This window comes from Archangium primigenium, assembly GCF_016904885.1.
In the GTDB taxonomy this organism is placed as follows: Bacteria; Myxococcota; Myxococcia; order Myxococcales; family Myxococcaceae; genus Cystobacter; species Cystobacter primigenius.
Map to the genome: position 1 here is coordinate 5,983,739 of NZ_JADWYI010000001.1, position 18,522 is coordinate 6,002,260.

Consider the following 18,522-nt stretch of genomic DNA (forward strand, 5'->3'; position numbering starts at 1 on the left):
TCCCTGCTTCGCGCCGGTCGTGTGAGCCGCCCGTTCTCGAATCCAACCGTTCAATCGCCAGCCACCCAGCACGTCGCGTGCGGGGAGGACTGGCTCCGCTCTGACTTCGCACCCACTTTTTCCCATGCTCTTGAATTCTTCTTCGCGCTCCCCGTCGCGTCCGCCCGCCATGCGCCCGGCCCTCGGCCTGGGTGAACTGCTTCCCCATTGGAAGGCCCTCTTCTCCGCCCGTCACCTCAAGGGGGACCTCCAAGCGGGCTGGCGTGTGGCGGCCGTCGCCATTCCCCTGTCGCTGGCCATCGGCCTGGCCTCGGGGGTGTCTCCCGAGGTGGGCCTGCTGTCGGCCATGATCGCGGGCGTGGTGTGCGCCCTGTTCGGTGGCACGTCCCTGCTCATCAGTGGTCCCGCGGCCGCCATGGCGGTCCTCATCGCCTCGGCCGTGAGCCAGTACGGTCTGGGGGGCCTGGTCGTCATCGGCCTGGGCGTGGGCCTGCTGCAGGTGGTCAGCGGCATGCTCGGGTTCGGTCGGATCATCCGCTCGGTGCCCATGCCGGTGGTCTCGGGCTTCATCGCCGGTATCGGCGCCGTGCTCTTCATCTGGCAGCTGCCGCGCGCGCTGGGCGTGACGCCGCCGGACGAGTCGCACGTGTTCGACGTGTTCACCCACCTGGGCCAGCTCATCGGCGAGGCGCGGCCCGTGACGGTGTTCCTCACGCTCGTCACCCTGGGGCTCACCCTGGGCCTGCCCCGCGTCCTGCCGCGCCTGCCCGCGCCGTTCATCGCCGTGGCCTTCACCACCGTCACGGCCTGGGCGCTGAGCCTCCAGGTGCAGACGCTCGGCGTGCTGCCCCACGCCGTTCCCCAGTGGACCCTGCCCACCCTGCCCACCTCGGGCTGGGGCTCGCTCTTGAGCACCGTGCTCGTCATGTTCGCGCTGTCCTCGCTCGCGTCGATCATGTCCGGCAGCGCGGTGGCCAACCTGGGCGTGGGCCAGAAGCATGATCCGGATCAGGATCTGGTGGGCCTGGGCCTGGGCAACATGGCGGTGTCGCTGCTCGGCGGCATCCCGGTGACGGGCGCCCTGGCGCGCTCGGCGCTCAACGTGCGCGCGGGCGCCCATACCCGGCGCGCCTCCATCATCCAGGCCGTGGTCGTGCTGGCGGTGGTGGTGCTGCTCACGCCCGTGCTCGCCCACATCCCCATCCCGGCGCTCACCGGCGTGCTGCTCGCGCTGGCCATCCGCATGCTCCACCCGCAGGATCTCATCACCCTGTGGAAGGCGTCCCACCTGGAGGCGGGCGTCTTCCTGGTGACGTTCCTGGCGGTGGTGCTGGTGGACTTCGCGGCGGGCGTGCAGACGGGCATCATCGTGGCGCTGGCCATCGCGGTGGTGCGCCTGGGCCGCTCGCAGACGGGCCTCTTGCAGATGGAGACGCCCGGCCCCTACCGCTTCCTGCTCAGCGGGCCGCTGACGTTCCTGTCCTCGGCGACGCTCGAGTCCTTGCGCTCGGAGGCCGCGGGCCTGGATCCCGCGCGCAGCGTGGTGTTCGACCTGTCGGACGTGCCGTCGATGGATGCCTCGAGCGCGGGGCTGCTCGTGGAGCTCATGGAGTCGCTCGTGGAGACCAACCGCCGGGTCGTCATCCAGGGCGCGCGCGCCGAGGTGCGCAACGCCCTGCTGCGCCACCCGCGCGGCGCCCAGCTCGAGCCCCTGTTCGCCATCTCCGAGTCGGACGTGGTGGAGAAGCTCAAGGGCAGCAACCCCTCCTCCACGCACGACCGCCTGGTGCACGGCGTGGAGCGCTTCCGTCAGCGCCGCCGCTCGCGCTACGAGCCGCTCTTCGATCAGCTCGCGCACGGGCAGAAGCCGCACACGCTGCTCATCACCTGCTGCGACAGCCGCATCAGCCCCAACCTCATCACCTCCACGGATCCCGGCGAGCTCTTCATCGTGCGCAACATCGGCAACCTGGTGCCCCACGCCAGCTCGCCCCTGGCGCCCGCGGTCAGCAGCGCCATCGAGTACTCGCTGCTGGTGCTGGGCGTGTCGGACGTCATCGTCTGCGGGCACTCGGCCTGCGGCGCGATGAAGGCCCTCCTGGCCGCCAAGCCCCCCGAGGGCGTGCCGGGCGTGGTGGACTGGCTCGCCGAGGGCAAGGCGTCGCTCGAGGGCCTGCCCCCGGACACCTCGCCCGAGGACCTGGCCAAGCACAACGCCCTGGTGCAGCTGCGCCACGCGCTCAGCAACGACGCGCTGCGCCGCAAGCACGAGGCGGGCGAAGTGAAGCTGCACGCGTGGTTCTACGACGTGGGCGAGTCCGAGGTGCTCGAGTACAACGAGACGACCCGCACGTGGAATCCGCTCGGCAGCAAGGCCCCGGGCCGCTCCGCGTCCGACGCCAACGGCCACGGCCCGGACCATGGGGCCCCGTCCGAGCCCGCGCACATCGTCTGAGTTCCCACCCGCTGAGTGCCCACCGGCCGGGCCCCGCGCACGCGGAGGCCCGGCCCGTCGGGTGTGGGGTCCGGCGCTAGAAGGCGCTGAACGTGGTGATGGTGTAGGTGTCCTTGATGCCGGGCAGCGTCTGGATGCGCTCGGTGACGAAGCGCCCGATGTCCTGGGCCTTCTCCAGATGGAACTTGGCCAGCAGGTCGTAGCCGCCCGAGGTGGAGTAGACCTCGGCGGCCTCGTCGACCTGGTCGGCGATCAGCGCCGCGGCCTTGTACGTCTGCCCCAGCTCACACTTGATCATGACGAAGATGGTGTGCACGGCCGCGCACCCTATCACGCCACCTCGGAAAGCGGACCCGGCGAGCCACTGTCCTCCCGACGCGTGAGTCGGCGCATGGACGTCTTGCCCACCACGATGTCCACCATCTTCCGCGCCCGCGTCCACACGCTCTCCTGGATGTAGGGCAGACCGTGGCGCTCGCACAGCGCCCGCACCTGGGGCTGCACCCGCTGGTACTGGCGCATGGACAGGTCCGGGAAGAGGTGGTGCTCGATCTGGTAGTTGAGCCACAGGTGCAGGTAGTCGTTGACGTCCCCGCCCGTGCGGTAGTTCGCCGTGCCGAGCACCTGCTGCAGGTAGCGCGCGCCCCGGTTCTCCGGCTTGGAGTCGAAGCGGTACAGGTCCTCGCCGGTGTGGTTGGGGCCCACCACGAGGAAGGTGTGCAGGTTGGTGAGCACCTCGGCGCCGAGTGAGTTGCACGCGGCGCTGAACGCGGCCCACGGCCCGAGCGGCAGGAAGAGCGCGGGCAGGCCCACGAAGTGCCACAGCGCATAGGGCGCGTAGCCCGAGCGCAGCACCTCGGCCCACTCCTCGCGCGTGAGCGGCCCGTCCGGCCGGCGCTTGCGCCGCAGCGAGGCGAGCGTCTCCGGGGCGTAGTAGCTGGCGCGCCAGGTGATGGCGAGCAGGGCCAGCTGCGTGTAGCGCAGCGCGAGCGGGAGATCCTCCCGGCGCAGCGAGCCCTCGGCGTTGCGCTCGAGCAGGTCCGGATCCGCGTCCTCGCCCGTGTGCGAGTGGTGCAGCACGTTGTGCTCGAACATCCACGCCTCGGGCAGCATCCAGTCGAACCAGTCGACGAAGCGGCGCGCGCCCTTGGCGAAGCCCTTGCTCGTGCGCTCGGCGGGAGCGCCCGGCACGCGGTCATAGCCGCGGTGCCCCACGTGGTGCATGAGCAGCCAGCGCGTGGAGCGGCCGAGGCTCAGCGCCGCCATGCTCAGCGGGTTGGGCCCGAGCCAGCAGGTGGCCGCGCCCAGCGCCGTGGCGGCGCGGCCCCAGCGCTCGATCTTCCGCAGGTGGGCGAGATCCTCCTCGCCCACCGTGGCGTCGATCTCCGCGCGCAGCGCGCGCACGTCCCGAAGAAACGCCTCCAGGTCCACGGTGGAAGGATCGAAGGCGGGAGCGTCAACGGACATGCGCGGGACCTCGGGGCACCCGCGCCGTGTGCGCTCAGGTGCTGGGAACGGGGGTGTGGCTCGCCATGGTACTCATATCGAGCGCGATCACCATCAGCAGGCCCAGGCACGGCAAGAGCAGGACGATGGTGCCGAAGCTCAGGAACAGGAACGAGCCCAGGACGCTGCCGAGCACGAAGGACAGCGCCAGCCCCATCTGCAGGCGCGCCCGCTCGAACTGCTGAGCGCGGGGCAGGCCCACCAGGCGGTCCCACAAGCCCCGGGCGCCCCCGTCCCGGAAGCCATCGCGCAGCCACACCAGCACGCGCACCGCCTGGATGCCCAGGTCCGTGAGCACGCCCGTCAGGTGCGTGGGGCGCACCACCGCGCCGGACACCCGCGTGGTGAGCGCGTTCTGCAGGCCCATGGAGAAGGCCAGGCAGCGCAGCAGGAAGTTCTCGTGCATCTCGGGGTTGGTGTGGCCCCAGAAGGCCACCGCGCCGAGCGTGGCGATCTCCAGCGCGAGCGCGGGGATGTACTGGCCCCGCCGGCGCTTGCGCGACGTCTCGAGCAGCGCCTCGGAGGCACACGCGCCGAGGATGAACGCGATGACGAGGTAGCCCGCCTCCAGCGCGTTGTCCAAGCGGCCACTGGCGAACGATTCACCGAACCAGGAGACGTTGCCCGTCATGTGGCTGATGCGCACGCCGAACGCGAAGAAGGCGATCGCGTTCACGCCTCCCGCGATGCCCGCGAGCAGCAGGGCCAGCGTGAAATAGGAGAAACGATTCCGGGCCGTGGTCTCTTCACTGAAGCTCATGTGGGGGCGGATGATCTGGAGTGGAGGGAGTGGGTTCGCGCACCGCGAAACAGCGCGCGAAGGCAACATGTTCCCAGAAATCCCAGGCGCAAGCCAACCCCGAGGACCCCTGCCCCACGGGGTCCCCGGCATCGAACAGAAGCCCTAGCCCACGGGCCGCTGCAGCGCCTGTAGCAATTCCAGCGCCTCGGTCACCGCCTGCCACACCTGCATCGCCTTGAGGTTCTCCTCACCGCCCTGGAGGGTGCGCTTGGCCACACGCTCCAGCGGGGCCAGGGCGTTCTCCACCAGGGACAGCTGCCGACCCAGCTCGGCGGGCGCGGGTCCGGAGATGGCTGCACGCTGCAACGACTGCGCGGGAGGCCGCTCGGACATGACCTTCACCGCCTGGGACATCTGCTCCATGTACTTGCCCAGGTCCGCGGGCGGGGGCGCGGCCATGGGCGCCACGGCGACGGGCCGCTCGGCCAGGGCCTTCATCGCCTGGGTGAGCTGCTCCATCACCGGGCCCAGGTCCACGGCCGTCGGAGCGGGCGTCACGGAGCGCTCGGCGAGGGCCCGGAGCACCTTGGCCAGGTGCTGCAGGTAGGGCGAGAGGTCCGGCGCGGCGGGCACCTGGACCACGGGCGCGGGCGCCTCGCGGCGGGCCACTTCCAAGAGCGCCTCGCGCAGGGACTCCAGCCGCGGCGTCACCTCCGCCAGCGGGCCGGGCCCCGTGGGCGCGCGCGCCGTCTCGGCCGCGCGCACCACCGCGTCGCGCACCGCGCCGAGCTGCTCCTCGATGGCGCCGAGCTGTCCGGTGACGCGCGCCACCGGATCGTCCTCCTTGCCGCCCATGCGCTTGACGCGCGCGAAGCCCTGCTTGATCTCCTCCCAGCGCGCCGCCTGGGTGGGCGAGAGTCGGCCGCGCATCTCCTGCAGCTTGAGCAGGTTCTGCTCGGCCGCGGTGGTGAGCGTCTGCGACTCGCCTTGGTAGTGATCGTCGAGCAGCCGCTCCAGCTCGTCGTTCGTCATGGCGGCGACGACCTTCTCGGTCACCTTGCCCATGTTGCGGTAGCTGCCCTGCAGCTTGAAGGGCGGCTCGGTGCGGAAGCGCTCGTCCTGGGCCGCCGAGGCGATGTACTGCAGGTTCACCTTGAGCAGCACGTCCTGGACGCGGAAGAGCCGCTGGAACACGGCGACGATCTCCTGCAGCTCGGCGGCGGCGTAGCCGTAGGACAGCTCGCCCGAGGGGATCTCCTCGCCCTGGGCCATGCGGATGAGCTTGTGGATGTCCGCCGGCTCGCGCGTGGCGAGCGGCGCCAGCACGGAGTTGGAGGTGAGCGCGTTCTCGATGTAGCTCAGCGCGAAGAGGTGCTCCTTGCCGTCGAGGATGTCACCCAGGTTGTAGGTGTCCGCGCGGTTGGCGAGCATGTCCGGAATCCGGAAGCGCTCGCCCGTCTCCGTATAGGGGTTGCCCGCCATCACCACGCAGAACTTCTTGCCGCGCAGGTCGTACGTGCGCGTCTTGCCGTTCCACACGCCCTCGACGCGGCGCTGGCCGTCGCACAGGGAGATGAACTTCTGGAGCAGCTCCGGATCCGTGTGCTGGATGTCGTCGAGGTAGAGCATCACGTTGTTGCCCATCTCGAAGGACAGGTTGATGCGCTCCACCTCCTGGCGGGCCGTGGCGTTGGGGGCCTCGGCGGGATCCAGGGACGTGACGGAGTGGCCGAGCGCCGGGCCGTTCACCTTGACGAAGGTGAGCCCCAGGCGGCTGGCCACGTACTCCATGAGGGTCGTCTTGCCGTAGCCCGGCGGCGACATGAGCAGGAGCATGCCCATGCGATCCGTGCGCTTGTTCTCCCCCGCCGAGCCGAGCTGCTTGGCGAGGTTGGCGCCGATGAGGGGCAGGTACACCTCGTCGATGAGCCGGTTGCGCACGAAGGACGTGAGCACCTTGGGGGTGAACTCCTCCAGGCGCAGGCGGCGGCGCTCCTTCTCGAGCAGGTCGCGCAAGAGCCCCCGGTAGGCGTGGTAGGCGGGCACGCGCACCTGACGGAAGTCGCTCAGGCGGGTGAGGAACTCGTCCAGGCGCAAGGGCAGCACCCGGTCGTGGATGCGCGGGTGCTGGCCCAGCATGCCCGGCACCTCGGCGGACGTGAGCGCGCCGGCCACCTCGCGGTCCAGCTTGCGCTCGGTGAGCAGCACCACCGCGGCCTCCACCGCCACGTGGGCCGCCGCGCCCGGACCGCCCTCGCGCCGCGCGAGGAACGCGTCCACCCAGGCGCGCACCACCCGCAGCCGCTCGGGCAGGTTCTTCTCCAGGCCGCGCAGGTCGTCCTCGAAGGCCGAGCGCGTGTTGGTGCGATCCAACTGGGCGATGAGCGCGTCCTTGAGCGCCACCGCCTCACCGCTGGTGGTGAAGCGCGGACGCTCCACGCCCAGCTCCTCCACGAGGTAGCGCCCGGCGAGTCGCGCCTCCGCGGGGCCCACCCGCACGCCCACGCCCTCCAGGTACGCGCCGATGCGCGTGCCGGCCTCCTCGCCGAGCACCGTCAGCTCCGCCGTCTCCCCGAACGCGCCGCGCAGGCGGTGCAGGCTCCGGGCACGGCGGTGCAGGAGCACCTTCTCCTCGGCCTCACCGCCCAGCGCCCAGTACAGGGCCGCCCAGGCGCGCGGCGTGGGCGCGAAGCGCAGGAGTCCCGCGCCGGTGTGCATGGCGAGCAGTCGCCCGAGAATGGCCACCGCGTCCGCGTCGTGGATGCCGCGCTCGTAGCCCTCGTCGTAGCGGTCCGCCGCGTGGGCGCGCACCTTCTCGAGCAGGCCATTGGGCTCGTGCTCCGCCTGGCGCAGCGCCGCGAGCGTCACCCCGCCCTTGCCCTCCTCCGCGTCCAGGAGCACCTGCGCGGCGAGGTACTCGGCGCGGTACACCTCGGGCGTCTCGGAGACGAGGTGCTGATCCCAGAGCGGGCGGAACTGCTCCAGCGCGGGGTCCTCCAGCTTCTGGGCGTAGTCGGTGCCCGTGAGCTGCAGGTAGAGCGCGCCCTCGCGCGGCACCAGCGTCAGGTCCAACGACTGGGTGTTGACGTTGAAGCGGTGCTTGCCGAACTTGATGACGGGAGCGCCCGAGCCCTCCTCGTACAGATCATTGCGGTCGCGCAGCGCGCGCAGGGCGTCCTGGCGCGCCGTCTTCACGCGGCTGAGCACCTCGTCCGCGCGCACGCTGTCCTGCACGTCCAGGAGCTGCTGGGCGAGCTGCCGCAGCTTGAGCACCATGGAGTCCGAGGCGAAGTACGAGTGGAGCTCGTCCTCGGCCTTGAAGGACTTGGCGCGGCGGTTGACGCCGGTGAGGATGCGCTCGGCGGCGCCGAAGAGGTTCTGCGCGCGGCGCTGCCGCTCGTCCACGAGCGCCTGCTTCTTCTGGCCGAACGCCTCCAGCAGCTCCTCGCGCTTCTGGGTGAGCTGGCCGAGGAACTCGTCGAACTCGCCGAAGCGGCCCTCCATCTCCTCGAGCTGCACGGTGAGGCGCGAGAGCCCCTCGTCGCACTTCTCCGGGGAGTCCGCCACGCTCAGCGCGCTCTCCACCGCCTGGCCGAGCAGCTTGAACTGGGCGCCGAACTCGGCGCGCTTCTCGCGGCCCACCAGCTCCTTGCGCCGCGCGATGAGGCCCGCGCGCACCCGGTTGAGGCGGCTGAACAGCTCGGAGATGCCCTCGAGGATGCGCGCGCGCGCCAGCGGGTCGCCCACCTGCAGGCCGCCCACCGTCTCGCTGAGCACCTCCAGGCCCTTGCCCACCTGCTCCACGTCCTCGGCGAGCGGCGCGAGCTCCATCGTCGTCTGGATGGGCTCGAGCTTCTGCAACAGCTCCTCGAGCCGGGTGGCCAGGGGCTTGAGCGCCTCGTCGCGCTGGAGGAAGCCCACGGCGTCGGCGCTCACCCGGTCCGTCTCGTCGACGACCTGTTGCTCCATCTGCCCCAGGCGCGCCGTGTCGATGTAGCGCACCTCCTTGAGGGTGATGAGCTGGCCGCGCTGCTTGCGCAGGTCGGACAGGGCATGCATGAAGCCCTCGGCGCTCTGCAGCTCCTCGGGCCGCACGCGCAGGAGCACCTGCTCCTGGGCGGTCACCGCGTTGGCGAGGGAGTCCTGGGCGCGCTTGCGCAGGGCGAGCACCTTCTCGAACTCGTCGATGATGAGTTCGGAGGTGCGCCGCAGCTGCTCGATGCCCGCGGACAGCCGCGTCTCCTCGTGCCCGAGCCAGTAGAAGGCGTCGAGCATGCGCGTGCCGGAGCCGGCCAGGTCCTCGTAGGTGCGGCGCGAGGGCTTGTCCGTGCGCGCCAGGCGCACGAGCGTCAGCGCGTCCGAGATGCCGCGCACGAGCTCCGCGTTGCCCACCTTGCCCAGGTAGCCCGGCGCGGGCGGCATCTTCGCGGCGTGCTCCGCCGAGACGAAGGGCGTCTGCCACACCTGCATGGGGTGGATGCGCGTGGGCTCGTTGGACGTGGAGCGGAAGATGACCAGGCGCCCGTCCCCGAAGAGGCTGAAGCCGTGGCCCTGCAAGGGGTTCTGCACCTCCTTGCGCACCAAATTGTACGGGAAGAGGACGTAGCAGCCCTCGTCCGCGCGGAAGAAGACGTAGAGCACGTCCTCGCCGTTGGGCGAGCGGATGACGCGCTTGAAGCGCAGGCCCGGGCCAATACCGTCGAAGAGCTTGAAGTCGCCCGTCTGCAGGTAGTAGCCGCCGGGGAAGACGATGCCCTGATCCTCGGGCAGGCGCACGCACGCGTTGCCGATGGCATCGATGCGCGCCACGTGCTGCGTGCGGGTGTTGAAGACGAGGTAGCGGTGCTTCTGCTCGCGGAAGGGCAGCACGCGCAGCAGGATGAGGCCGCCGATCTTCGCGTAGGCGTACTCGGCGTCGTCCAGCGACTGATCCGGATCATCCACGGGCTCGCGGTAGATGCCCTGCCCGTCCGCCGTGTTGTCCTCCACCTTCACGGTGAGGTCGCCCTTCACCGTCTCCACGAACACCTGATCCAGGATGTTCACGTGGGGGTGCTGGCCGAGCACGTAGTCCTCGCGCGTGGCCACCGTCCACTCGAAGTCGTGGGACGGGGGGAAGACGTGGTCGCGCTCGCCCTGGTTGTCCAGGTAGGTGGCGTTGCCCTCGGTGTCCAGGGCGAAGCGGAAGACCTTGATGTCGCGCTCGGACTGACCCGTCTGGAAGACGGCCAGGAGCCGCGACTCGTTGCGGCGAAGCTGCACGAGCTTCGCGTCCTTGTAGTACTTGTACAGCTCGCCGAAGTCCTTGACGAAGCGCGCGTCCGTGAGGAAGCCGCCCGCCTCGGTGGCCGGCACCTCGGAGAAGTCGAAGCCGCCCTCGGCCGTCTTCTCGAACTTGTGCAGGGAGAACACGTCCGAGACGCGCGTCTCCTTCTTGAGCCCGATGAAGACGTTGTAGCCAAAGAGCAGGTAGCGCCCCAGGCCGACGATGTCGCGCGCGACGCAGTTGTTCTCCGTGCGCACGCGCTCGTTGCCGATGACGGCCGCCTCGCTGCCGCCAAAGAGCTTCTTGCGCCGCTCGTTGAGATCCTGGGCCTGGGTGGCGAGCGCCTCGGCCTGGGTGAGCAGGCGCGCGCGGATGACCTCGTAGCTGCCGCCCTCGAGCGTGGTCTCGCCAGCGGGGGTGGGGCTTTCAGTTGCCATCGTCGATTCACCGGAAGAAGACGGAGGAAGGGTGCTTCAAACCACGGGCGCCGCGCCCCGAGAGTGAACTCGGAAGCACGGCGCCCCTCATGCGAACGGAACCGGGGAGACCCGGCCCGCGTCAGCCCTGGGTCCGCTCGGGAGCGGAGGCCCGGACGGCGGGCTCGGTCTCCACGAGCGACTTGAGCTGGTTGGCGGCGGTGGCCGCGGTGGGCGCGGGCGCCATGCGGTGCAGCAGGGCGGCCATGGCCAGGTTCTGCGCGTCGCTGGTGAGGCCCGGCTTGGAGAGGATGTCCTTCAGGTCCGCGGCCAGGTCCTTCTGGCCGTTCATGTAGCCGGCGAAGGCCTTCTGCAGCGTCTCGCTCTGGTCGATCGCGCCGTCCACGGCCTGGCCCACGGAGATGGCCTTGATGAAGCGCTCGAAGAACTGGCCGTCGCCGCCCACGATGTTGATCTTCGCGTGGCCCATGGTCTCGGCGAGCACCTTGGCCTGGTGCTCGGCGATGTCCCTGCGCACGTTGATGGCGGCGAGCTCCACGTCGCGCTCCTTCTGCAGGCGCAGGCGGAACTCCTCGTGCTCGCGCGTGGCGCCCTGGAGCGCCTTCATGGCCTCGGCCTTCTCGGACAGGCCGCGCGCCTCGGCGAGCAGCTTCTCCTCGATGGACTTGGCCTCGGCGAGCAGCTTCTCGCGGATGGCCACGGCCTCGGCCTCGCCGCGCTTCTGGATGGCCTGGGCCTCGGCCTCGCCGATGGCGGCGTGCGCGAGCCCCTTCTCCTTCTCACCCGCGGCCTCGGCGATGAGCTTCTCGCGCGCGGCGGCGGCCTCGGCCAGGCCCTTCTCCTTGAGGGCGGTGGCCTGGGCCTGGCCCTGGCGCTCGGTGACGGTGGCCTGGGCCATGCCCTGCTTCTCCATGACGGCGGCCTCGGCCTCGCGCACGCGCGCGGCGGCCAGACCCTGCTTCTCCGCGGCGAGCGCGTCGGCTTCCTTGACGCGCGCGGCGGCGAGGCCCATGGCGGCCTCCTCGGCCTGGATGCCCTCGGACAGGCGGATCTTCGCCTTGGCCGTCATGTCACTGGCCTGCAGCTCGGCCTCGGCCAGGGTGAGCTTCTCCTTGGCGGTGAACTTGGACACCTCGTTGCTCGCCTCGGCGGCCTTGATGTCCTTGACGAGCTTCTCCTGGGCCTGGGCCTCGGCGGTGATGAGCAGCGCGTCCTTCTTGCGCGTGGCGTCCGCCTTCACGCGCAGGTCCTTGATGCGCTCCTCTTCCTCGGCGACGGTCTTCTCCACGGCGATGCGCGCGCGCACCACGTCGGCGATGGCCTTCTTCTCGCCCTCGAGCTGCTTCTCCTTGCCGATGCGCGACAGCTCCACCTCGCGCTCGCGGTTGATGGCCTCCAGGGCGCGGTCCTTCTCCACGCGCTCGGACTCCACGCCCACCACGCGCTCGCGGTTCTTCTGGGCCACCTCGACCTGACGGTGCTTGTTCTGGTCGTTGATGAGGACTTCTTCCTCGGCCTTGATGCGCGCGAGCTGCTGCTTGGCGTACTCCTCGGCCTTCACGCGCTCGGACTCGGCCGTCTCGCGCGCCTGGATGGACTCGATCTCGCGCTTCTGCTTGGCGGCGGCCTCGGCGCGCTGGCGCTCCAGGGCGAAGATGGCCTCGTCGGCCTCGACGTTGCGCTTGGTGATGGCCATGCGCTCGTTCTGGCGGAACTCGTTGGTGTGCACGTTCTGCACCGCCGTGAGCTCGGTGATCTTCCGGATGCCCTGGGCGTCGAGGATGTTGTGCTTGTCGAGCACGTCGATCGTCGTCTGCTCCAGGTAGTCGATGGCGCAGTCCTCGAGCATGTAGCCGCTCAGGTCCTTGCCGATCACCTGCACCACCTGATCCTTGATGGCCTCGCGGTGGGTGTAGAGCTCCTCGAAGTCGAAGCTCTTGCCCACGGTCTTGAGGGCCTCGGAGAACTTGGCCTCGAACAGGTGCTCGAGCGTCTCCTCGTCACTGGCGCGCGCGCAGCCGATGGACTGGGCCACCTTGAGCACGTCCTCGCGCGTCTTGTTCACGCGCACGAAGAACGTCACCTTGATGTCCGCGCGGATGTTGTCCTTGCAGATGAGGCCTTCCTTGCCCCGGCGGTCGATCTCCACCGTCTTGAGGGAGATGTCCATCACCTCGGCGCGGTTGATGATGGGCCAGACAATGGAGCCCGTGAAGGTGACGACGGGCTCGCCCTTGAAGGGGTTGATGATGAGCGAGCGGCCCTGGTCCACCTGCCGGTAGAACCTGGAGACGATGAACGCGGAGCAGAAGAGGAAGAAGAGTCCTCCCGCGATTCCGGAGGCGACGATTGGCAGTTCCATGTCGGTTGCGTTTCCCGAGCGAGGTAGACCGGGGGGTTTCACATCGCGCGGCCGGGGACCCCCTGGGACACCCCCCGGTGCACGTACGGACAGAAAGCGAGGACACTACCGGGCGCGCAGCTTCTCCCGGGCGAGCGAGGCGGAGGCGGCCGGATCCTTCAGCTGGAGGGCCTCTTCCGGGAGGAGCCAGTCCACGGGCTCCACCTCGTAGGCATCGCGCGCGGCATCGTAGGCGAGGATGAGCGCCTGCTCGCCGCGCTTGAGTTCATTGGCCTTGTCACACACGACGTTGAGGATGAGCCCCGCGCCGCCATCGGCGAAGGTGGCGTGGCCGAAGCGGCCATCCACGCGCCCGCTGGCGATGACACACACGCGGCCCATGAGCTCGGAGCGCCGGGGCGCCTGATGCGTGGCGAACAGCGGACGCAGGGGCCGCACCGCGAACCCCGCGAGCACCCCGCCCACCGCCAGGCAACCCAGGGACAGTCCGCCCGTCACGAGCGCCCCGGGCAGCGCGCCGAGCATGCCCTGAAGGGGCCGGGCGACCGCGAGCGACAGGAGCCAGGAGAGGAACACCACGAAGCTCACGGACACGGTGACGGGCACGCCGCCAAAGCCGAGCACCTCGAGGAACGAGCCCCCTTCGTGGTGGCCATGGGCCTCGGCCGCCGCGTGGGCGCCGCCTTCCACCGCGCCCTTGACGCCGCCCTCAAGCGCGCCAGCCTTGGCGCCGAGCGCGAAGTCGCCCAGGTCGCCATCGAGCAGATCGACGCCGACGGCGCCCACCATCACCGTGAGCCAGTAGCCCACCACCACGCCGAGCGGGATGGTGAACACCACGGTGGGAAAGGCGAGGATGGCGTCGAGGAAGTCGGTCATTGGACCCGTGAAGGGAAAGTGTCCGGCAGTGTATTCCAGGAGCGTGAGAAGACGAAAACCACCCAGAGCGATTTCTTCCTCGCTTGCCTTGGGTCCAGGCGGGCCGGGGCTGCGTTGACGGGAAGGGAGACGCTGCACAGCCATTAGGGACACGGCGTACAGCGCGCGGCGGAAGGCGGGAGTGAAGGCATGACGCACATCGAGCGAATGCAGCAAGCGGGCATCCGTCGTCTGGGGACACCCCAGCGGGGCTTCCGCTATGTGCGGCCCGATGGTCGGCCGGTGCTGGCGCGCGAGGCCCAGCGCATCGCGGCGATGAAGTTGCCGCCCGCCTGGAAGCACGTCTTCGTGAGCGGCTCGCCCGGGGCGAAGCTCCAGGCCATCGGGCAGGACAGCGCGGGGCGGTGGCAGTACCGCTACCACCCGTCCTTCACCAAGAAGCAGGGCGAGGCGAAGTTCCAGCGCATCGTGGACTTCGCCCGGGCCCTGCCCCGGCTGCGGCGGCGCGTGGCGGCGGATCTGCGGCAGAAGGGGCTGGGCAGGAACCGGGTGATGGCGTGCCTGCTGCGCATCCTGGGCACGTGCTTCATCCGTCCCGGCAGCCAGCAGTACGCGGACGAGAACCAGAGCTTCGGCCTGGCCACGCTGCGCGCCCGGCACGTGAAGCTCAAGGGCGACACGGTCATCTTCGACTTCCCGGGCAAGAGCGGCCAGCACCAGCACCGCGAGCTGAAGGATCGGCAGGTGGCGCGCGTGGTGCGCGAGTGCCTGAAGGTCCGCGGGCGGGACGTGTTCAAGTTCATCCTGGATGACGGGCTCGTGGTGGACGTGCGGCGGCGCCACATCAACGAGTACATCCGCGAGGTCATGGGCGAGCGCTACAGCGCCAAGGACTTCCGCACCTGGGGCGGCACGCTCATCTGCGCCTGCGCGCTGGCGCGGGCCCAGGGCCGGGTGTGCGACGCCGCCGGCCTGCGGGCGGTGAAGAAGACGATGGTGGCGGCGGTGAAGGAGGCGGCCACCCATCTGGGCAACACCCCGGCGGTGGCCCGGGACTCGTACATCTACCCCTCGGTGCTGGCCATGTTCGAGCAGGGCCGCGTGGTGGGCCGCTACTTCGAGTCGGTGGACGAGCTGGCCCAGCACGAGAAACCCGGCCTGCACTGCGCGGAAAAAGCGCTTTTGGAGATGTTGGAGAGTCCCGGGCTCGCCGCGGTGTAGAGTGCCGCCCCATGCGAGACGACGCCCCCGCGCTCGACCTGGAGCACCTCTGCCGCCTGCGCGAGCTGGGCGACACCAACGCGTCGGCCGCCCTGGCGCGGATGTTCCACCGCTACCTCGACAGCATTCCCCCTCAGCTCTCGCGCATCCGCGAGGCCGTGGCCGCTGGTGACACCGGGCGGCTCGCGCGCGAGGCCCACGACCTGGCGGGCAGCAGCGCCGTGTACGGGCTGCCCCGGCTGCGGCAGTGCTGTCTGGCGCTGGAGGCCCACGCCAAGGCGTCGGCGCGGGACGGCGGCGAGGCCCTGGTGGCCCGCGTGGAGCGCGCCTTCGAGGAGGCCCGTCCCCTCGTGCTCGCCGAGCTGCCCCTCGAGGGCTGAGGCCGCGGGCCCGTGAGCGAGTACGTCACCCACCCCGACGCCCTGCCCCGCGCGGCGCTGGAGGCGCTGAGTGGCACCCTGCTCTCCTCGCGCTTCGTGGCGAGGACCCCCCTCATGGGCACCTTCCAGGGCAGCCGGGGCTTCTCCCTCATCTTCACCGCGGCGGGCCGTCCCGCGCTGGAGGAGCGCTTTCCCTTCCTGCGCGACTACCTCGACCGGGTGATGGAGCCCGGGAGTTGGCGGGGGCTGCGCTCCTGGCGCTCGCGGTGGTTCGGCGCGCGCCCCGAGCCCCGCGTCCCCAATGCCTTCTACGTCAACCTGCTGCTGCTGGAGGCCGGACGGGGCGTGGACCGCCACGTCGACGCGACCCTGCGCGCTCCCAGCGGCGAGCCGGACGCGACGCCCGAGCACGTGAGCGTGCTGTACTTGAGCGTCCCCACGGGCGTGACGGGCGGCGCGCTGGTGCTCTCCCGGAAGAAGCGGACGGTGGGCCAGGTCCACCCCCAGCCGGGACTGCTCGTCCACTTCCGGGGAGACCTGATGCACGAGGTGCTCCCCTTCCAGGGAGGCGAGGACGGCGCCCTGCGGGCCAGCCTCGTGTGCGAGCAGTACGCCTTCGCGCCGGAGCCCCTCGCGCGGCTGCCCGCGTTCCGCATCCAGTCCAAGGCGGGCTTCGCCGCGTACCTGGAGGACCACCGTACCAAGACAAAAGCCCCGCCGACCTGAGGTCAGCGGGGCTTCGTCTCGCGAGTTGCGGGGGCAGGATTTGAACCTGCGACCTTCGGGTTATGAGCCCGACGAGCTACCAGGCTGCTCCACCCCGCGACATGGCTGTACGGCACACAGAACGACACACAAGAGTTGCGGGGGCAGGATTTGAACCTGCGACCTTCGGGTTATGAGCCCGACGAGCTACCAGGCTGCTCCACCCCGCGACACGTTTACTGCCCTTCTCTTCTCAGGTCTCCGAGGCCCTGTCACGCTTTATTGAGACAGGGTCTCGGAGGACTTGAAAGTTGCGGGGGCAGGATTTGAACCTGCGACCTTCGGGTTATGAGCCCGACGAGCTACCAGGCTGCTCCACCCCGCGGCGAGAAGTGGGCGCTTAGTACCGCCCCCACCCTGGACCGTCAACTCTTTTGATTCAACACCGCGCGGACCCCGTGTCATCCACGAGGCCCGCGCAGGGCGGCGTGGCTACTTGCCGAGCTTCTTGAAGAGGTCCGCGAAGGTCCCCAGGCCCTGCTTGCCGCCACCCACGGGCTTCTGGGTCTTGGCCCACGCCTCCACCTCGGCGCGCTCCTCGGCGCGCTCGGCGGCGGGGATGGACAGGCGCACCTTGCCGGCCGGATCGATGTCCACCAGGGCCACCTTGAGCTCCTGGCCGAGCGAGAACTTCTTGCGCAGATCCGTGCCGCGCTCGGTGCCCGTCTCGGACGCGGGGATGAGCCCCTTGCCGCCCGGGAACACGAGGAACACGCCGTAGGGCTCGATGCGGTCCACCTTGCCCACCACCACCTGGCCCACCTTGGGGCGCGGCGCGGCCGGCTCGGCGGGCTTCTTCTCGGTGGCCTCGGCGGTGGCCGGACGCTCCTCGGCGGGGCGCTGGGCCTCCTCCTCGGAGATGCGGCGCAGGCCGATGCGCTTGTCGTTCGGGTCGATCTTCTCGACCTGCACCCAGATGACCTCGCCTTCCTTCACGGCGTCGCGCGGGTGCGCGATGCGGCGCTCGGACAGGGCGGAGATGTGCACCAGGCCGTCCACGCCGGGGCGCAGCTCCACGAAGGCGCCGAAGGGCTGCAGGCGCACGACCTTGCCCTGCATCCGGTCGCCTTCCTTGATCTCCGAGAGCGCCGTCTTGAAGGGATCCTCCTGACGGGCGCGCATGGAGAGCGTGATGCGCTCCTTCTGCTTGGACTTGTCCGGCGAGTTGGGCTGGCCGGGCTCCATGCGGAGGATCTCCACTTCCACCTCGTCGCCCTGCTTCACCACGTCGCTCGGATGGGCGACGCGCATGTAGGACATCTCCGAGACGGGGATCATGCCCTCCACGCCGCCCAGGTCCACGAAGGCGCCGAAGTCGCGCACGCCCGTGATCTTGCCCTTGACGGTCTTGCCGACCTCGAGCGTCTCGCGCGTCTTGGCGGCCAGCTGCTTCTGCTCCTCCTCGAGGAGCGAGCGGCGCGAGAGCACCACGTTGCGCTCACGCACCTCGGTGACGCGGAAGGTGAGCTTCTCGCCGATGAACTGATCCGGCTTCTCCACGAAGCGGATGTCCAGCTGGCTGATGGGGCAGAAGGCGCGCACGTCGCCGATCGCCACCTCCACGCCGCCCTTGTTCACGCTCAGCACCATGCCCTCCACGGGCATGCCGGAGGCGCGCGCCTCGGCGAGCATGGACAGGTTGGCGCTGCCCTTGGCCAGCGCGCGGCTGAGCACGATGCCCCGCGCGCCCGCCTCCACGACGTGCGCGTCGATGGTGTCCCCCACGCCGTAGCGCAGCACACCCTCGTCGTCCTTGAGCTCGCGCAGTTCGATCATGGCCTCGCTCTTGGCGTTGGCCAGCGACACGAAGGCCGTGTCCGCGCCGAGCTGGAAGATGGTGCCGGAGACCTTCTCGCCGATGCGCACCGAGCGACGGCCCGTCTGCCCGTCCTTCTGCTGCGCCTCGAACATCTCGGCGAAGGACTCGGCCTCGGGGACGTCCTCGTACAGCGGCGCCGAGGGCGTGGGCACCACCGTGGGCTTGACCGGCGCGGCCGTGGCCGTGGCCTCGGTCTCGGGAGCGGACTCGGCCGCCGTCGCGCCCTCCACGGGCGTCACCGGACCGCGCGTCTCCACCGCACCCGAGGCGCGCTTGACCACCACCATGGGGCCCTGGGGCTTGCGCTCACCGCCGCCCCCGCCACCCCCGCGGCCACCGCCCCGCGAGTCACCCCGCGGACGGCGATCCTCGCGCGGCGCGCCCGCGCCCTCCTGGGACGGACCCCGAGGGCCCGCTGACCGCTCGTCACGCGGACGGTCCGGCCGGCGCTCACCCCCGCCGCCGCGACCTCCTCCACGCTCCTCGCGGCCACCGCCCGAGGGGATGCCGAGCATCACGTCGCCAAAGGTGGCCTTGGGCTTCTTGGGGCCAAAACCCCCCGCCCCGTCGCCGCCACCAGAACCCATGGAACCTTTCTTCTCGTCGCTCACCGCGGGGACCTTCCTGAACAAAAGCTGCGCAAAGGGGACCAATCCCCCAGGGAGGGGGAAAAAGGCGGCGCACTCTACA

11 protein-coding genes and 3 tRNA genes are annotated in these 18,522 nt (G+C 70.2%); 4 read left to right on the top strand and 10 right to left on the bottom strand.

The genetic code is table 11. The annotated features are described in order from the left end of the window. Positions 1–169: 169 nt before the first annotated feature. Positions 170–2,455, top strand: coding sequence for a SulP family inorganic anion transporter (locus tag I3V78_RS24510; RefSeq protein WP_239576572.1), 2,286 nt, complete (start codon positions 170–172; stop codon positions 2,453–2,455). 76 nt (positions 2,456–2,531) lie between these two features. Here the strand turns inward: I3V78_RS24510 and I3V78_RS24515 are convergent, their stop codons facing one another. The 6 genes from I3V78_RS24515 to I3V78_RS24540 form a co-directional block, all read right to left on the bottom strand. Next, the gene (locus I3V78_RS24515) at positions 2,532–2,771 is read right to left on the bottom strand and encodes an Lrp/AsnC ligand binding domain-containing protein (protein ID WP_204490864.1); all 240 of its coding nucleotides are present in this window, start codon (positions 2,769–2,771) and stop codon (positions 2,532–2,534) included. Positions 2,772–2,785: 14 nt separating this feature from the next. Then, positions 2,786–3,922 carry a fatty acid desaturase family protein gene (locus I3V78_RS24520; protein WP_204490865.1) on the bottom strand — a complete coding sequence of 379 codons (1,137 nt, stop codon included), beginning with the start codon at positions 3,920–3,922 and terminating at the stop codon, positions 2,786–2,788. Between the two features lie 34 nt (positions 3,923–3,956). Continuing rightward, positions 3,957–4,721: a YoaK family protein gene (locus I3V78_RS24525; protein ID WP_204490866.1), complete on the bottom strand. Its 765-nt coding sequence runs from the start codon at positions 4,719–4,721 to the stop codon at positions 3,957–3,959. Positions 4,722–4,865: 144 nt separating this feature from the next. Continuing rightward, positions 4,866–10,406: a DNA repair ATPase gene (locus I3V78_RS24530; RefSeq protein WP_204490867.1), complete on the bottom strand. Its 5,541-nt coding sequence runs from the start codon at positions 10,404–10,406 to the stop codon at positions 4,866–4,868. Between the two features lie 121 nt (positions 10,407–10,527). Continuing rightward, positions 10,528–12,768 (bottom strand): SPFH domain-containing protein, encoded by a 2,241-nt coding sequence (locus I3V78_RS24535; RefSeq protein ID WP_204490868.1) that lies wholly within the window; start codon positions 12,766–12,768, stop codon positions 10,528–10,530. Between the two features lie 105 nt (positions 12,769–12,873). Next, complete coding sequence (locus tag I3V78_RS24540) at positions 12,874–13,647, bottom strand: hypothetical protein (protein ID WP_204490869.1); 774 nt, start codon at positions 13,645–13,647, stop codon at positions 12,874–12,876. A gap of 189 nt (positions 13,648–13,836) precedes the next feature. Between I3V78_RS24540 and I3V78_RS24545 the strand changes: the two genes are divergently transcribed. From I3V78_RS24545 to I3V78_RS24555, 3 genes are read left to right on the top strand one after another with little or no spacing between them, the layout of a single operon-like run. Then, on the top strand, positions 13,837–14,868 hold the full coding sequence (locus tag I3V78_RS24545) for a DNA topoisomerase IB (protein WP_204490870.1): 1,032 nt from the start codon (positions 13,837–13,839) through the stop codon (positions 14,866–14,868). An 11-nt stretch (positions 14,869–14,879) separates the two neighbouring features. Then, complete coding sequence (locus tag I3V78_RS24550; protein ID WP_204490871.1) at positions 14,880–15,248, top strand: Hpt domain-containing protein; 369 nt, start codon at positions 14,880–14,882, stop codon at positions 15,246–15,248. A gap of 12 nt (positions 15,249–15,260) precedes the next feature. After that, on the top strand, positions 15,261–15,974 hold the full coding sequence (locus tag I3V78_RS24555; protein WP_204490872.1) for a 2OG-Fe(II) oxygenase: 714 nt from the start codon (positions 15,261–15,263) through the stop codon (positions 15,972–15,974). Between the two features lie 25 nt (positions 15,975–15,999). Here the strand turns inward: I3V78_RS24555 and I3V78_RS24560 are convergent. The 4 genes from I3V78_RS24560 to I3V78_RS24575 all read right to left on the bottom strand — a co-directional run bounded on the left by I3V78_RS24560 (position 16,000) and on the right by I3V78_RS24575 (position 18,419). Beyond that, positions 16,000–16,073: transfer RNA gene (locus I3V78_RS24560), tRNA-Met, on the bottom strand. A 36-nt stretch (positions 16,074–16,109) separates the two neighbouring features. After that, positions 16,110–16,183: transfer RNA gene (locus I3V78_RS24565), tRNA-Met, on the bottom strand. Between the two features lie 81 nt (positions 16,184–16,264). Beyond that, positions 16,265–16,338, bottom strand: a tRNA-Met gene (locus I3V78_RS24570). A 107-nt stretch (positions 16,339–16,445) separates the two neighbouring features. Further along, a complete protein-coding gene (locus tag I3V78_RS24575) occupies positions 16,446–18,419 on the bottom strand; it encodes a S1 RNA-binding domain-containing protein (protein WP_204490873.1) in 1,974 nt (657 codons plus the stop codon). Positions 18,420–18,522 lie beyond the last annotated feature (103 nt).

Excerpts from the sequence above, each read along its gene's own strand:
- I3V78_RS24575 (WP_204490873.1), bottom strand. The coding sequence starts at position 18,419 with ATGGGTTCTGGTGGCGGCGACGGGGCGGGGGGTTTTGGCCCCAAGAAG.
- I3V78_RS24520 (WP_204490865.1), bottom strand. The coding sequence starts at position 3,922 with ATGTCCGTTGACGCTCCCGCCTTCGATCCTTCCACCGTGGACCTGGAG.
- I3V78_RS24550 (WP_204490871.1), top strand. The coding sequence starts at position 14,880 with ATGCGAGACGACGCCCCCGCGCTCGACCTGGAGCACCTCTGCCGCCTG.
- I3V78_RS24530 (WP_204490867.1), bottom strand. The coding sequence starts at position 10,406 with ATGGCAACTGAAAGCCCCACCCCCGCTGGCGAGACCACGCTCGAGGGC.
- I3V78_RS24545 (WP_204490870.1), top strand. The coding sequence starts at position 13,837 with ATGACGCACATCGAGCGAATGCAGCAAGCGGGCATCCGTCGTCTGGGG.
- I3V78_RS24525 (WP_204490866.1), bottom strand. The coding sequence starts at position 4,721 with ATGAGCTTCAGTGAAGAGACCACGGCCCGGAATCGTTTCTCCTATTTC.
- I3V78_RS24540 (WP_204490869.1), bottom strand. The coding sequence starts at position 13,647 with ATGACCGACTTCCTCGACGCCATCCTCGCCTTTCCCACCGTGGTGTTC.
- I3V78_RS24535 (WP_204490868.1), bottom strand. The coding sequence starts at position 12,768 with ATGGAACTGCCAATCGTCGCCTCCGGAATCGCGGGAGGACTCTTCTTC.
- I3V78_RS24510 (WP_239576572.1), top strand. The coding sequence starts at position 170 with ATGCGCCCGGCCCTCGGCCTGGGTGAACTGCTTCCCCATTGGAAGGCC.